This is a genomic window from Paraburkholderia rhynchosiae (assembly GCF_002879865.1).
Taxonomy (GTDB): domain Bacteria; phylum Pseudomonadota; class Gammaproteobacteria; order Burkholderiales; family Burkholderiaceae; genus Paraburkholderia; species Paraburkholderia rhynchosiae.
On the sequence record NZ_PNXY01000007.1, the window covers coordinates 26,630 to 40,498 of the forward strand.

A 13,869-nucleotide genomic window follows, 5' to 3' on the forward strand; every position below is an offset into this window, starting at 1 on the left:
TCGAACGGACGTCTGCGCACAGGTTACACGCGGCTCACGGAGCATGAGGCTTCGTGGTAATCGGCGCGAAGTCGGCAACGATGTGCTCGCGACCGTATTTCGCGCCGATTTGCGCGAGTCGCGTGTCGAGTGCGCGCAGATAATCGGCGCGCGATTCCGCTTCGGGACGCGGCTTGTCGAATAGCGGCGCGGGTGTGATCAACAGCACGACCATTTCGGAACCGAACGGCTTTGAAATGACCCAGTCGCCCGCGCTGCCGATCGTCGCCGAGTAGTGCGGCGGCGCCTGGTTGTCCTTCGCGCGCGGGCTCGGCACCATGTGAACGACATTGCCGTCGAGCTGATAGTAGTCGAGGTTCACATACGAGTCGTAACCTGGCGTGCTCACGTCGACAACCAGTGGATCGCCTTCGCTCAATTGACCGGTCGGTGGCCGCACATGCAGGCCCGCGATGTGACCGGCTTGCCAGTTCTGCGTCCAGTACGGCGCAAGCGCCTTGACGGTGTCACATTTGTCGTCGGCAAGCGCTTCGACGTCGAGCTTCAGCGCATCCACGCCGGGCAGCGCAGTCAAGCCATCCTTTAGACGCGCGGCGCCATAGCGTTGTGAGACGTAGCCGCGCACTGTCAACGTATGGTCTTGTGCCGAAGCGGATAGCGCCGAACAGGGCACTTGCGCGAGCATCGGCATGACGGCGGCGAGTGTTAGTGCGGGCTTCGGTGCGGGCGGCGGTGCCGGCTTCGGTGCGGGCGGTGCTGCTGGTGTTGATGCAGTCGTTGATGGACTCGTTGGCGCATTCGTTGATGCGCTAGTTGACGCATCGGTTGACGGGCTCGTTGACGCGACACCCGGCGTTGCCACCGCTGCACTCCCCTGCGCGGACAACGACGCCCCCCGATCCACGCGCCCCTGCGACGCGTCTGCGCCCGACTGCGCTTCGCTCTGACGGTTCGGCGCCGCCCTCCACGCGAACACGCCGACCGTAGCGGCGCAGATCACCGCAAAGCCAGCCAGCCCCACCTTCGCCAACGTCCCCGACTTCTCCGCGCGCGCTTCGTTGTCGAACTCGGCGATGAAACGCGTGACGCTCGGCATGCGCGTCGCGCGGTCGAATGAAAGCGTGGCCCGCAATGCGCGCCACTGCCTTGCATCGAGATTCGGCGGCCGTTGCGGCTTGTATTCCCCATTGCGCGCCTGCGTCGCCGACAAACGGTCGAACGGATGATGCCCGGTCAACAGCTCATACGTGATGCAGCCGAGCGCATAGATATCGTCACGAGGATCGGGCTCGCGATGCTCGATCATCTCCGGGCTCGCATATGCGGGCGTCAATGCGCCGAGGCTGCCGGGATCGAAGACGGTCGCATCGCTCTCTTCCTCCGGCCGCTGAAACACGCGGGCAATGCCGAAGTCGATCACTTTGACTTCGGCATTCGTCGTGAGAAAGACGTTGGCGGGTTTGAAGTCGCAGTGCACGAAGCCGCGTTCATGCGCATACGCGAGCGCGTTGCACATGCCGCGCACGATCGGCAGCGCCGCGCGCACCGGCATACCCTGATAGCCGGGCGTGCGCAGTAACTGGCTGAGCGGCTTGCCCGACAGATACTCCATCGTCAGATAGACGATAGGCCCGTCCCGGTCGAAGTCGTACACCGTGATGATGTTGCGATGCGCGAGCACCTGCGCCTTGCGCGCCTCGCGCTGCAACGCGACCAGCGAATTCGGATTGCCGCGGAACTGGACGTTGAGAACCTTGATCGCCAGATACGGCTTTCTGTCCGACGCCTCGAGCTTGCGCAGATCGAGCGCCTTATAGACGGTGCCCATTCCGCCCACGCCGAGGCACTCTTCGAGCACGAAGCGGTTGTTCAGCGTATCGCCGGTGCCTTTGATCTGCTCGTGTCCCGGCGTGCCCGTGGCAAACGACGCGCTAGACGCGCTTGTCGGGCTGCTTCCGCGCGCCGAACCCGCTGAGCCTACCGAAGGAATCTCCACCGTGGTCTGTATGCCGGTTTCCTCGCCGCCCGCCGCCACGTTGGACACGCGCAACTGCTCGATACGCCGCCGCACTTCGACGTAAAGATCTTCGGGCAGCGGCGCTTTACGATGCGCGGCGCCGAGCATATCCAGCAGCTGCGTGGGACCGAGGCCTTCGGTCACCAACGTGCTGTCCAGTTGAGCGACGAACTCGTCACGAGACAGCTCGCCGTTCTGGAAGTCGTGAATTACACGCGCAAGGCTAGCCATTTGTGCGAAACGCCGCCGTTGCCGTAGATCCCGATCGCGTGCGATCGAGGCTCGTCCGGCCGATAGGAGAACTGTCGTAACCAGTTACATTTGCCGCTTCGATACTAGCTCCAGGCCTGCCCTTTCGCAAACCAGGATTGCCCCGCGCGGCACTTGAGCTGCGAATGTCGCGCGAGATCCAACAGAAGACGATGCGTTGTCGGGCAAACGCCACCACTCGCGGCCCGCTCGTTGGTGGCAAGGCGCAGCTGCCAACCTGGCTTTGCAGCGCGCAAGCCTTTCCCAGCAGGCCCCCAAAACTTTTATTAGGAACCTTGAATAAATCTGGCACAGGCCGTGCATTAGTGACACTCCAGCAGACAAGTTGCTCGGACCGACGTACAAAACCGCAACCCTCCCTTTCCGGAGATTTAGCATGAACACGCTGATGATCAAAGACCTGTCCATCACCGAACAACTCGACAGCAATGCCATGAGCGCCGTGCGCGGCGGCTTTGGCCCGTCCATGTCGTACTACAACTTCAGCCCGATCTATGCGCCCGACTACAGCAAGAAGGTCAACGCCACGCAGTTGATCGGCAACGAACTGAACATTCAGAATGTCAACGGCAACAACATTGCGTTCGCAGCCGGGATCAGCTCGACGATCAACCCGTCGATCACGTCGAGCAACAACATCCGCGTGTGAGGTGCGGTGAAGCGAAGCGGCCGCTTTCTCGAGCCACTTCGCCTCGCGCCAATCGCCCTCTTTTTCCGCGGACCTGTGGAGCAACATCATGTCATCTCTCGTGATTCGCAATCTTTCCCGCGCCCGAGAGCTCGACCGCCGTGCGATGTCGGCCGTGTCCGGCGGCACGGGCAGCGGCGGCCCTGGCGTGCCGTCGCTGTGCGACCGCAACGTTGCCGCTGTTTGACGGCGCGCAGTAGCGAAGGACCGGGGGCTTTCCTACTGCCGTCTTCTCATATCGGGCAGGCAGGTTGAAAACAGATTTCCTATACTCATAGTGCGACGAGACCTCAGCACACTGGACAACACCCGCGAGCGGAGACCGGAGCATCGCGCCGGCCGACCGCCCCGCTTCTTCGGCGAACTCACCATGGCCAAGCTTCTCATCAAAGACCTCAAGGACAGCGTCGACCTCGACCGCCAGGCAATGGCCGCCATTGTCGGCGGCGCACGCATTGGCGCGCGGCTGAGCAGCGCCACGCCGCTGGTGCCGGCTTCGGCGCGCGTCGTCGAATATCCGCCCGGCTTTCCGGCAGCGCATCAGACAATCGTCAACGTTGCCGCGAGACGCAATCCACGGCGCGGCTAGATTGGCATTCACAGCATGAGTGAAGCGGCATGCGTCATCGACGTGTGCCGCTTTTGCTTCGTTCGCGTGGCGCGTAACGTGCCCCGCGTTGAGCGACGGGCTGGACCATGCATTCAGCTCCGCACGAAGCCTGCTCGTTGGCCAACAGTCCCGGCGCGATTGGTGGGCTTCGTCCGCACACTTCGCTTCCCTCTTTCGTTCGCTGCAGTTCGCTTTTTGGCGCGCTGCGGCGCCGGTCCTTGCCTGGACTTGCGTTGCCGGTTGCAATGAACCTTGTTCGTGTATCGCGCGCAAATTGGCATAGCCCTTGCAGAAATCGAAGTGAGCATCGCACTGTGCTCGCCCGACCACTTCAAGGAGTATCGCCATGAAATCCACCGTCATCGTCAAAGACCTGCCTCGCTCCGCCGACCCCACCCATGACGAAGCCACGTTGAACGCCGAGCAGATGAAGCTCGTGCGCGGCGGCCGTTCCGTCGTCGTCACCGTCGATGGCGGCGCTCCTGGGCACGTCGACGACTTCTCGATCAACACCGCCATTTTCGAAGGCCGCATTAAGGGCAGCTATTTGTAGGACGCTCGAGATGCCCGTAATTGGAAACACGCCGCGCCTCGCCGCTTGCCGGCGAGGTGCGGCCGTTCCATTGCCGCCGTGAATTCGCGCTTGCGTTCTGTATCGGTCGATATATAATTCGTTTCTATATCGACTGATACAGAACCGTCGACGGCGACGGTAAGGACATTCATCATGGCGCGACCCCGTGGATTCGATGAGCAAGAGGTGCTTGAAGCAGCCAGCGCGACGTTCTGGCTCAAGGGCTACGAGGCGACTTCCACACGCGACCTGGTCAGATCGACCGGCCTCACGCAGCCGAGCCTCTATAACGCATTCGGCGACAAGCGCGGCCTCTATCTGCGTGCGCTCGAGCATTACCTCGACTGCTCGCTGCGTGAGCGCATGAGGCGGCTGGAGACTGCTCTGCCGCCCTCGCAAGCCATTACCGGTTTCTTCGACGAGACCATCGAGCGGTCCGTCTCCGATCCGCAGAAGCGCGGTTGCATGCTGGTCAACTCGGCGCTCGAAATTTCATCGGACGACGAAGCATTTCGCACGCTGGTTGCCACCGAGATGGACGAGATTCGCGCCTTCTTCCATCGCTGCCTCGTCGCCGCACAGCAGAGCGGCGCGATTGCCGCAACCGTGTCAGCCGACGACGCCGCCACTCATCTGCTTGCTACCGTGCTCGGCATGCGCGTTCTCGCGCGCGTCGATCCGCAGCGTGCCGTGCTGACGAGCGCGGCCGCGACGCCTCTTGCGCTACTCGGCTTGCCTGCGTTATCGGCGAAATCCGGCGACGTCTGAGCGGCGCGCCTAACGAGGCGCACTCTTCGCATTCTCACCGACATCCGGCACATCCGTTAAACACGTTCGCCGGCAAAGGAATCGTCATGTCTACAGCCCCCTCATTAAACTCCACGGGCTCCACAACGCTCGATGCCCGCGCGCTCTATGCGACGCTCGCCGGATTGTGCGGCAGCCTCGTCGCGATCGGTCTAGCACGCTTTGCTTATACGCCGCTGATTCCGTCGCTGATCGAGGCGCACTGGTTCACGTCGTCGCAAGCCGTTACGCTCGGCGCGGCGAATTTTGCCGGCTATCTGATCGGCGCGTTGATCGGCCGCCCGCTTGCATCGGCATTGTCGAATCGAAGCGCGTTGCGCATGCTGATGGCCGTTGTGACCGCCGCCTTCTTCGCCTGCGCTTATCCGCTTTCGGTGAGCTGGTTCTTTGCGTGGCGATTGCTATCGGGTATTTCGGGCGGCGCGATCATGGTGCTCGTGGCGACGTCGATTCTTCCGCACATTCCCGCGCCGCGTCGCGGCTTTGTCAGTGGCATGATCTTTCTTGGACTTGGACTCGGTATCGCGGCGTCCGGCACGCTGATTCCCGAACTGCTGCACTTCGGCCTGAAAAGCACTTGGCTCGGCCTCGGCGCCGTCGCGTTCCTGCTGACTATGGTGAGCTGGTTCGGCTGGCCTTCGACGAATCCGCCCGCACCCGCCGCGGCAGTGGGTCAACATCATGCACCGCGAACCAACAATCTTGCGCTGCGTGTGCTGTATGCGCAGTACGCGGCAAATGCACTGGGACTCGTGCCGGCAATGATGCTGCTCGTCGATTACGTGGCGCGTGGTCTCGGCCGGGGCGCAGCAATCGGCGCGGACTACTGGGTGCTGTATGGGCTCGCTGCAATCACAGGACCGGTGATCGCGGGCAACGTCGCGGATCGTATCGGTTTCGGCAAGGCTTATCGCGTTGGATTGCTGCTGCAAGCAGCGGCCGTTGCAATGCTCGCACTTTCGGGCAACGCATGGGTGGTGGCTTTATCGACGGTTATTCTCGGCATCTTTACGCCCGGCATCGTGCCGCTCGCGCTCGGCCGCATTCATGAACTCGTGCCGCACGATCACACTGAACAGCGAGCCGCATGGAGCCGCGCGACGACAGCCTTCGCGCTCTTCCAGGCAGTGGCCGGCTATGGATACTCGTATCTGTTCTCGCACTCGCATAACAACTATGCACTGATTTTTATCTGCGGCGCTGCGGCGCTTGCCGCTGCATTCGTTGCGGATCTTGTTGTTTCGCGGATCGGTACTGCTCGCCCTGTGGCGAAATAAGCGCTCCCAGGTTCGAACAGTCCCGCTACCGATCTTGCGTGCTGGGCATGCGGCTTGCTGCTTCAGATCGCGACGCTGCCTTGCCTCTCGTACGCCTTCCCGCGTGCAAGTCGCTTCAAGGTCGCGCTATCAACCAAGCGGAGGTCATACATGTTGGGAACTATTCTTCTGGTTGTGCTGATTCTTCTCCTTATCGGCGCGCTGCCCACGTGGCCGCATAGCCGTTCCTGGGGTTATGCGCCGACAGGTGGTCTCGGCGTCGTGCTGATCGTGGTGATCGTGCTGCTTATCGCCGGCGTGATATAGCCATAGCCATGTCGTGAAGCATTCACATCAGTAAGTCGCTATGAGTCCAGCCGCCGGATACCGATGCAGTGAACTGCTCGTCTATCCGGCGGTCTTGCTATGTGGATGCCAAATCGATTCGTTGTTCGACGCCGAGGGATTGCAATGGAAAAGTTACTCGCCGGTCAGATCGCGCTGGTGACGGGCGCAAGTTCCGGCATTGGCTATGGCGTTGCAAAGGCGCTTGCCGATGCGGGCGCCTCTGTCGTGCTCAACTATCATTCGCATGCCGAATCGGCACAGAAACTCGCCGACGAAATCACCAGGTCAGGCGGCGCCGCGATTGCGGTTAAGGCCGATGTCTCGAGCCCCGCTGATATCGATGCGATGTTCGATGCGTGCGTCGCGCGCTTCGGTACCGTAGATATCGTCGTGGCGAATTCCGGTTTGCAGAAAGACAGCGCTTTCGCCGATATGACGCTGGACGATTGGCAAATAGTGTTGGCCACTAATCTGACGGGCCAGTTCCTCACCGCACAAGCAGCCGTAAAAGAGTTCCGCCGGCGCGGGTCACGCCCGGTATCGAAAGCGCTCGGCAAGATTATCTGCATGAGTTCGGTACATGAAGTCATTCCGTGGGCGGGACATGTCAACTACACCGCTTCGAAGGGCGGCGTTCAGATGTTCATGAAGTCTCTTGCGCAAGAGGTTGCGCCGGAACGCATTCGCGTCAATTCGATTGCACCCGGCGCGATTCGCACGCGGATCAATCACGACGCGTGGGACACGAGCGACGCGCAGCGGAAGCTGTTGCAACTGATTCCCTACGGCCGCGTGGGCGAAGTCGAGGACATCGGCAAGGCCGCTGTTTGGCTCGCATCGGATGAAAGCGACTACGTCGTGGGCACCACGTTGTTTGTCGACGGCGGCATGACGCTGTATCCGGGATTCGTCGGCAACGGTTAGACGTTGCGGCGTTCGTCGTAGTTATAGCCTTCAAGCAGTTGCTCGAACAGATCGGCGCCGCCCATCTGGCCGCCCTTGAGCATCAGTTCAACGCCGTCCAGTTCGGGACTGTCAGCGTGCACACGGCACACGGTCACGCCCGCCGACAGCGGCGCGAGATACGACAAACCCCATGCGCCGAGAGCGCGCACCGCGATACTCGACGTGTCTCCGCCCGCAATGCCGATACGCTGCAATCTCACCGCGCCGAGCACTTGCCGCAGCAATGCCGCGCACGCGTGCGCGAGTTGCGGCAGCGCCCTGTGCGAATCACTTGCGTTCGATGCGTGCCGCCGTGCCGTAAAAGCCAGTACGTTGCGCCCATCGCGCAACGCGTCGGCGATCGCGGCCACACGCGCCGCCAGATAGTCGAATGCGGAATCGCCGGTCATTTTCAGCGGGTCCAGTTCGATCCGAAGATAAGAATGAGCGGCGCGAATCTGCCGCTCTGTCAATGGTGAAAGACTGCCGGCCAGTATGAACACGGGGCCGCGCGCACGGGTCAGACATGAGGGCCTGGGCGTTGCTTCAACTGCGGCGTGTTGCTCCAGCGCCGACGCGTAAGCCTGCGCCACACTGCTCGCGCCGACCGCGAGCAACGGCGACGCGATTGCCGCATGATGCGCGAGCACACGGCCAATCGCTTGCAAATGCGAGTCGTCGAGCACGTCGAACAAAACGGCATCGGGATGCAATGTGAGCCGACGCTGCAACTCCGCTTGCAACGCTGCGTCTCCGGCCGCATAGCAGCGCCAGTCGATGGATTGCACGTTCTCAACGCCCTGGCGCCGCAAATGCACACAGAGGTCCGCTTCGTTCATCGGCGTAACGGGATGCCGGCTCATGGTCGGATGACGATCGATCCGGTAGATGGACGGTTCACCATCGTCCGCGGCCGCTGCGGCATACAGTTCGCCGAACACGCAATAGCGCCGCAGGTTCGGCTGACCGCCAATCACGGCGACGAGCGCATTCGCACAATACTGGCGCAACGTGCGAATAGCCACGCCGATACTGCCGGTTTGCGGCGCGCTATCGAAAGTCGAGCACACCTTGTAGTGCATCACGCGCACGCGGAGTGCGGCAAAGGCCTCACCGACACCCGCGAGTTCATGCTGTTGTTCATCCGGCGACATGGTTCGCGCGGCGCCGGCAATGCCAATGGCGTCGAGTGGGCCGAGCGTGGCAAGGCGATTTGCGTCCGGCGGCGCGAACAGCAGCATGGTACGCAAGCCGGCGCGCGCGAGATGCGCGAGCGTGTCGGTCGCGCCCGTGAAATCGTCTCCGTAGAAGGCGTATTGCGGGCCTCCGTGGTTGTGGTCGCTCATCTTTTGATGTCTTGTGAATTCACGTGCGGCCACCGAAAAATTCGAGCGCGCGCCGCAGTTCAGGCATGTGCTCGGCGTACGCTGACAGCGGCGTGCCTGCCTGCACCGCGGCCCACGCCTGCCGCACACTCGTGACGCCCGCTGCGGGACCGTCCGGATGCGCGAGGATGCCGCCGCCCGACATGAACAGCAAGTCGGTGGATTGCAATGCGTCGAAGGTAGCTTGCGCAGTGCCGGCCCACTGGCCCGAGGAAAACGCCGGCAACACCGCGTCGTCGCAACCCGGCGCAAGCGGCGTCGCGCAATCGCGTGCCGAGTCGATGACTTCTTCGTCGCTTTGCGCAAATTTGCCGGCGAGGCCATGCACGTGCATGTGATCGACGCCGGTCAACCGCCACAACGTCTGATAAGCCTGAAACGATATGCCGAGCGCAGGATCGCGCGACATCATGCCGTAGCCGTTGCGATGCGCGTGCAGCACGAGCGGCGTCGCGCGGCGCAGCGTCTGGATCGCGGAAAAGCCGCACCAGTTGATGCTCGCCATCACGCAACTGCCGCCCTCACGCTCCACCAGTTCCGCGTGACGGCGCATGGCGTCGAGATCGTCGGTGATATTGAAGGCGACCATCACGTGACGGCCGCTGCGTTCGCGATAACGGCGTATTTCGGACATCACCGCGCGCACACGCTCGGCAAGCGGCGCATGCACCGGGTTCGCGCTGACTTCATCGTCCTTGATGAAATCGACACCGGCTTCGCACAGATCGCGCACCAATGCCGCGGTTTCGGCCGCACTCAGCCCGACGTTCGGCTTGATGATGGTGCCGATCATCGGCCCGTCGGTCACTTGCGTCAGCGTACGCGTGCCCTTCACGCCATGACGCGGCGCTTCAAAACGCGCGCGATATGAAGCCGGCAAGCGCAGTGACAACAGCCGCATGCCGGTGACTTCGCCGAGATCGTACAGATTGCCCGCGACGGTCGCGGCAAGCGTCGGCAAGTTTGTATCGATGTTGGCAAGCGGAAACGACAGCGTCACGCGGGCGCGCCGCCACGGTCCACGCACATCCTGGCGCGCAAGCCATGCGCTCGGTAAGCTCGGCTTCGCCGCCGCGTCCAGTTCGTCGATGCGCACTACGCTCGCGCGGCTTCGCGCACGCAACGCGTCCGTCTCGTTGGCCACTCGCACGAAGGTCCCGCTCGACTGCTCGCCCGCCATGATCTCGGCGACACGCGCGGGATCGAGCGGAGTCTCGATCAGATAGTCGGCTTCGAGCGAATTGTGATCGGCCCCATGCCGTTGCGGTGTCTCGCTCATAGCGTGGTCAGATCAGGAAAGCGGCGCACCGGCTCGCGACCGTCCCAATCGCGCGAGGCCGCATAGATCATGTCGAACAGTTTGCCTTTCGGGCCCGCAATCTCCGACAACTCAATCACCGTACCCGGATGATTCTCCGTATCGAAGTACACGAAGCGGCCATTGCGGCCAACCTCGCCGCTCATTGCAACCGTGAAGCCCTGTTCCTGCAAGCGCGCGAGATCGGCGTCGAACGAAGTGGTCCAGTAAGCGTTGTGCTGCAGCCCCGTATTGCCGGCAGCGAGAAAATCGCGGTACATCGACGGCGCTGCGTTGCGTGTCTGGATCAGCTCGACCTGCAACGGCCCCGAGTTTGCCAACGCGACGGAGTTATGGACCTCATACGATTCCCCGCGATACGTGTAGTTTTCAATCGGCACCCGTTCGTTGTAAAACCATGGACCGACGCCAAGCACGCGGCTCCAGTAATCCATGGCGGCCTCGATATCGCGCACCACGTACCCCGCCTGGCGAATCTCGCCAAAGAAACGACTCATAAAACTCTCCCCATGCAGCAGATATTGAAAGACGAGCGACTCCCCGGCGCGGCGAAAAACGCAGCGCCTGAAGGTCGATCCGAGAGAACGCAGTTAGAGAAACCCGATTGAAATCCAGGGGATCGCGGCGACGATAACCAGCCCGACGATCAGCGCCCCCATATAGCCGACGATAGGACGAATGCCCGCGTCGGGATTGACCTTGCTGATTGCGCACGCCGAGTAGTAGCCGACGCCGAACGGCGGCGAAAAGAGACCGACACCCATCGAAAGAATCACGACGATCGCGTAGTGCACCTCATGCACACCGGCAAGCCGCGCGATTGGAAACAGCAACGGGCCGAACAGCACAATCGCGGGAATCCCTTCGAGCACGCTGCCGAGCATCACGAACACGACAATCGACACCGCGAGAAAACCGTATGCGCCGCCGGGCATCGCACCCATCCATTGCGCAAGGTCCTGCGAGAAGCCGGATTGCGTGAGCGCCCACGCCATCGCGGTAGCGCAGCCGATAATGAACAGAATCGCGCCGGACAACGTCGCCGCATCGACCAGCATGCGGGGCAGTCGCCGCCACTCGAATCCGCGATAGATCAGGAGGCCGGTCAACATCGAGTAAGCAATGCCGATGGTCGACACTTCCGTTGCGGTCGCCACGCCTTCGACCACCGCCGCGCGGATCACGAAGGGCAACGCGAGTGCCGGCAGCGAAACGATAAAGAGCCGGCCGATCTGCCGCCTGCTGAAACGCTGTGCGCCGCTCAGATCTTCCTTGCGATAGCGCCATCCCACCACGACGCACAGAATCAGCGCCAACACCGCACCGGGCAACATGCCCGCGGTGAATAGCGCGGAGATAGACAGACCAGTGACGGAGCCAATCGTAATCAGCACGATGCTCGGTGGAATGGTTTCGCTTTGCGCGCCGGTGGTGGCGAGCAAAGCGACAAGATCGCCTTCGGACGCGCCGCGCTTTTTCATCTCCGGAAACAAGACGGGCGCGATTGCGGCCATGTCCGCTACTTTCGAACCGGAGATGCCCGACACGAGATACATCGCGCCGATCAGGACGAACGACAAGCCTCCGCGCACGTGACCGACGAGGCTCGCGAGAAACTCGATCATCGCGCGCGCCATGCCTGTCATTTCGATCAGCAAGCCAAGAAACACAAACAGCGGCACCGCCAGCAGCACGAGATGCGACATGCCTTCGTCCATGCGGCCCACGACGACTTCAAGCGGCGTAAAGGTCGAGAGGCCGAGATAGCCGAACGTCGCGAGCGCGAACGAAAACCCGATCGGCACGCCGGAGAAGATGCCGATGGCGACCACGCCCACAAAAAAGATGACGAGGTTCGCCTTGCCGAGCGTCTGCAACCATGGACCTGCCAACACGGCCACTGCCCCGAGCAACGCCGCGATAATGAGCACGATGACGACGTCGCGAACGCGGCTGATCTGCGCGAGCCGGATCAGCCCCACGAGCAGCATCAGCGCCGCGCCGATCGGCAACGCAAGCGCGCGCCACGCGTTGCTGATCTGCATGGCGGGCGTCACAATGGCCGCTTCGCCGGATGCGTAGTCGTACGCCGGCGCGACCAACAGGGCGAGCAACGCGATCGACGCAGTAATGGCCAGCGTATCGACAAACGCGCGCCGCTGCGGCGATAGACGGCTGACAAGCGCCGTCATTCGCATGTGTTCGCCGCGTCGCAATGCAAGGACCGCGCCGAGCATCGCAAGCCATAGGAAGAGGATGCCGGCGAGTTCGTCCGACCAGACGAGAGGCTGATGCAAAACGTAGCGCGACACCACGCCTGCCAGCATCACGACGATTTCAACAGCAAGCAGCGTTGCCGCGCACACTTCGACGACCGCGATCAAGCCGCGATCGAGCGCTCGCAACCAGCGGCGCGGCGTGCTCGCCGTCGGCAACGACACGGCCGCCTTCGCGGTATTCAATACGTGATTGGACATCCTGCTGTCTCCTCGCGGCCGCGCGCCACGCGTCGTCTGCTGCTTACTCGCGTGCTGCGCCATCAGGCCAGTTTGCCGACCGATTGTTCGAGCAGGTCCCACGCCTGATTGCCGAACCTGCTTTTCCATTCCGCGTAGAAACCTGCCTGGCGCAGTGCCGCGCGGAATGAATCCGGCGCGGGACGGTTGATCGCAAGACCCTTGCTTTGCAGATCGGCAACGGCTGCGTCGTTGAGCTTGCGCACATCTTCGCGCTGCTTCAAAGCGCCCTGATTGAATGCATCGCTCGCAATGCCTTGCAGGTCTTTCGGCAGGCGCTGCCATGCACGCTGGTTCAGCACGAACCAGTAGCCGTCCCACATGTGGTTGGTCAGCGAGCAATACTTCTGCACTTCATAGAGCTTGGCGACCTGCACGATCGGCAGCGGGTTTTCCTGTGCATCGACGATATGCGTTTGCAGCGACGAATACACTTCGCTGAACTGCAAGCTGGTGGGAGCCGCGCCCAGGCCCTTGAACATGTCGATGCTAAGCGGGCTCACCGGCACGCGAATCTTCAGACCGCGCATGTTCTGTGCACTCGTGATCGGACCGTTGCTGGTCGTCGTCTGACGGAAGCCGTTGTCCCACATCTTTTCGAACGATTCGAGCCCGGCCTTCTGCATGGCTGCGCGCACATACGCGCCAAGCTTGCCGTCCATCGCGCTCCACACCTGGTTGTAATCGTTAAACGCGAAGCCCACTGCGTTGATCGCAACGGATGGCGCGAGCGTCGAGACGACGAGTGCCGACGGCGTGAACATCTCGATGCCGCCGCTGCGCACCTGCGCGAGCATGTCGGTATCGCCGCCCAACTGATTGTTCGGAAATATGCGGATCTCCATGCGCCCTTTCGACGCCTCGCGGATCTGATTGGCCGCCTCCTGCGCGCGCACGTTCAGTGGATGCGTAAGCGGCAGGTTATTGCCGTACTTGAACACGAACTCCGGGCCGGACGCAGCGCGCACGATCGCCGGAACTCCCAGCGCGCCGGCCACCGGTGCAATGGCGGCGGCACGCAGTAATGCGCGTCTCGCGAGGTTGGTCATTTGAGCGTCTCCTTGCTTATAATTGATGCGACTGTCGAATCCATCAAAAAACATCATCACTTGCTGGCAGCGCGCTGACTTCCGAT

14 protein-coding genes are annotated in these 13,869 nt (G+C 62.1%); 8 read left to right on the forward strand and 6 right to left on the reverse strand.

From position 1 onward, the window contains the following. Nucleotides 1-34 precede the first annotated feature (34 nt). Entirely contained in the window at nucleotides 35-2,248 is a 2,214-nt protein-coding gene (locus C0Z16_RS11815) for a serine/threonine protein kinase (RefSeq protein ID WP_102632338.1), read from the reverse strand. Between the two features lie 415 nt (nucleotides 2,249-2,663). Here C0Z16_RS11815 and C0Z16_RS11820 point away from each other — a divergent pair, with 415 nt between their 5' ends. The 8 genes from C0Z16_RS11820 to C0Z16_RS11850 all read left to right on the forward strand — a co-directional run bounded on the left by C0Z16_RS11820 (nucleotide 2,664) and on the right by C0Z16_RS11850 (nucleotide 7,494). Continuing rightward, nucleotides 2,664-2,936 (forward strand): hypothetical protein, encoded by a 273-nt coding sequence (locus C0Z16_RS11820; RefSeq protein WP_102632339.1) that lies wholly within the window; start codon nucleotides 2,664-2,666, stop codon nucleotides 2,934-2,936. A gap of 88 nt (nucleotides 2,937-3,024) precedes the next feature. After that, on the forward strand, nucleotides 3,025-3,162 hold the full coding sequence (locus C0Z16_RS37735; protein WP_158244485.1) for a hypothetical protein: 138 nt from the start codon (nucleotides 3,025-3,027) through the stop codon (nucleotides 3,160-3,162). 183 nt (nucleotides 3,163-3,345) lie between these two features. Further along, nucleotides 3,346-3,564 carry a hypothetical protein gene (locus C0Z16_RS11825; protein WP_102632340.1) on the forward strand — a complete coding sequence of 73 codons (219 nt, stop codon included), beginning with the start codon at nucleotides 3,346-3,348 and terminating at the stop codon, nucleotides 3,562-3,564. 367 nt (nucleotides 3,565-3,931) lie between these two features. Next, nucleotides 3,932-4,138 (forward strand): hypothetical protein, encoded by a 207-nt coding sequence (locus C0Z16_RS11830; protein ID WP_102632341.1) that lies wholly within the window; start codon nucleotides 3,932-3,934, stop codon nucleotides 4,136-4,138. Nucleotides 4,139-4,312: 174 nt separating this feature from the next. After that, nucleotides 4,313-4,927, forward strand: coding sequence for a TetR/AcrR family transcriptional regulator (locus C0Z16_RS11835; RefSeq protein WP_102632342.1), 615 nt, complete (start codon nucleotides 4,313-4,315; stop codon nucleotides 4,925-4,927). Nucleotides 4,928-5,013: 86 nt separating this feature from the next. Further along, on the forward strand, nucleotides 5,014-6,243 hold the full coding sequence (locus C0Z16_RS11840) for a YbfB/YjiJ family MFS transporter (RefSeq protein ID WP_102632343.1): 1,230 nt from the start codon (nucleotides 5,014-5,016) through the stop codon (nucleotides 6,241-6,243). A 150-nt stretch (nucleotides 6,244-6,393) separates the two neighbouring features. Next, complete coding sequence (locus tag C0Z16_RS11845; protein WP_102632344.1) at nucleotides 6,394-6,549, forward strand: DUF3309 family protein; 156 nt, start codon at nucleotides 6,394-6,396, stop codon at nucleotides 6,547-6,549. 144 nt (nucleotides 6,550-6,693) lie between these two features. Next, complete coding sequence (locus tag C0Z16_RS11850; RefSeq protein ID WP_102632345.1) at nucleotides 6,694-7,494, forward strand: SDR family oxidoreductase; 801 nt, start codon at nucleotides 6,694-6,696, stop codon at nucleotides 7,492-7,494. Here the strand turns inward: C0Z16_RS11850 and C0Z16_RS11855 are convergent. The 5 genes from C0Z16_RS11855 to C0Z16_RS11875 form a co-directional block, all read right to left on the reverse strand. Beyond that, on the reverse strand, nucleotides 7,491-8,861 hold the full coding sequence (locus C0Z16_RS11855) for a four-carbon acid sugar kinase family protein (RefSeq protein ID WP_102632570.1): 1,371 nt from the start codon (nucleotides 8,859-8,861) through the stop codon (nucleotides 7,491-7,493). The two genes, C0Z16_RS11850 and C0Z16_RS11855, sit on opposite strands and share 4 nt — an antisense overlap. Nucleotides 8,862-8,880: 19 nt before the next feature. After that, complete coding sequence (locus C0Z16_RS11860) at nucleotides 8,881-10,179, reverse strand: ribulose-bisphosphate carboxylase large subunit family protein (protein WP_102632346.1); 1,299 nt, start codon at nucleotides 10,177-10,179, stop codon at nucleotides 8,881-8,883. Then, nucleotides 10,176-10,715: a VOC family protein gene (locus C0Z16_RS11865; protein ID WP_102632347.1), complete on the reverse strand. Its 540-nt coding sequence runs from the start codon at nucleotides 10,713-10,715 to the stop codon at nucleotides 10,176-10,178. Before C0Z16_RS11865 ends, C0Z16_RS11860 begins: the two co-directional genes overlap by 4 nt. A 93-nt stretch (nucleotides 10,716-10,808) precedes the next feature. Beyond that, the gene (locus C0Z16_RS11870) at nucleotides 10,809-12,695 is read right to left on the reverse strand and encodes a TRAP transporter large permease (protein ID WP_102632348.1); all 1,887 of its coding nucleotides are present in this window, start codon (nucleotides 12,693-12,695) and stop codon (nucleotides 10,809-10,811) included. A 62-nt stretch (nucleotides 12,696-12,757) separates the two neighbouring features. After that, nucleotides 12,758-13,783, reverse strand: a complete 1,026-nt coding sequence (locus C0Z16_RS11875; protein ID WP_102632349.1) for a TRAP transporter substrate-binding protein — start codon at nucleotides 13,781-13,783, stop codon at nucleotides 12,758-12,760. Nucleotides 13,784-13,869 lie beyond the last annotated feature (86 nt).

Coding starts and splice junctions, on each gene's coding strand:
- C0Z16_RS11815 (WP_102632338.1), bottom strand. CDS start 2,248: ATGGCTAGCCTTGCGCGTGTAATTCACGACTTCCAGAACGGCGAGCTG.
- C0Z16_RS11820 (WP_102632339.1), top strand. CDS start 2,664: ATGAACACGCTGATGATCAAAGACCTGTCCATCACCGAACAACTCGAC.
- C0Z16_RS37735 (WP_158244485.1), top strand. CDS start 3,025: ATGTCATCTCTCGTGATTCGCAATCTTTCCCGCGCCCGAGAGCTCGAC.
- C0Z16_RS11825 (WP_102632340.1), top strand. CDS start 3,346: ATGGCCAAGCTTCTCATCAAAGACCTCAAGGACAGCGTCGACCTCGAC.
- C0Z16_RS11830 (WP_102632341.1), top strand. CDS start 3,932: ATGAAATCCACCGTCATCGTCAAAGACCTGCCTCGCTCCGCCGACCCC.
- C0Z16_RS11835 (WP_102632342.1), top strand. CDS start 4,313: ATGGCGCGACCCCGTGGATTCGATGAGCAAGAGGTGCTTGAAGCAGCC.
- C0Z16_RS11840 (WP_102632343.1), top strand. CDS start 5,014: ATGTCTACAGCCCCCTCATTAAACTCCACGGGCTCCACAACGCTCGAT.
- C0Z16_RS11845 (WP_102632344.1), top strand. CDS start 6,394: ATGTTGGGAACTATTCTTCTGGTTGTGCTGATTCTTCTCCTTATCGGC.
- C0Z16_RS11850 (WP_102632345.1), top strand. CDS start 6,694: ATGGAAAAGTTACTCGCCGGTCAGATCGCGCTGGTGACGGGCGCAAGT.
- C0Z16_RS11855 (WP_102632570.1), bottom strand. CDS start 8,861: ATGAGCGACCACAACCACGGAGGCCCGCAATACGCCTTCTACGGAGAC.
- C0Z16_RS11860 (WP_102632346.1), bottom strand. CDS start 10,179: ATGAGCGAGACACCGCAACGGCATGGGGCCGATCACAATTCGCTCGAA.
- C0Z16_RS11865 (WP_102632347.1), bottom strand. CDS start 10,715: ATGAGTCGTTTCTTTGGCGAGATTCGCCAGGCGGGGTACGTGGTGCGC.
- C0Z16_RS11870 (WP_102632348.1), bottom strand. CDS start 12,695: ATGTCCAATCACGTATTGAATACCGCGAAGGCGGCCGTGTCGTTGCCG.
- C0Z16_RS11875 (WP_102632349.1), bottom strand. CDS start 13,783: ATGACCAACCTCGCGAGACGCGCATTACTGCGTGCCGCCGCCATTGCA.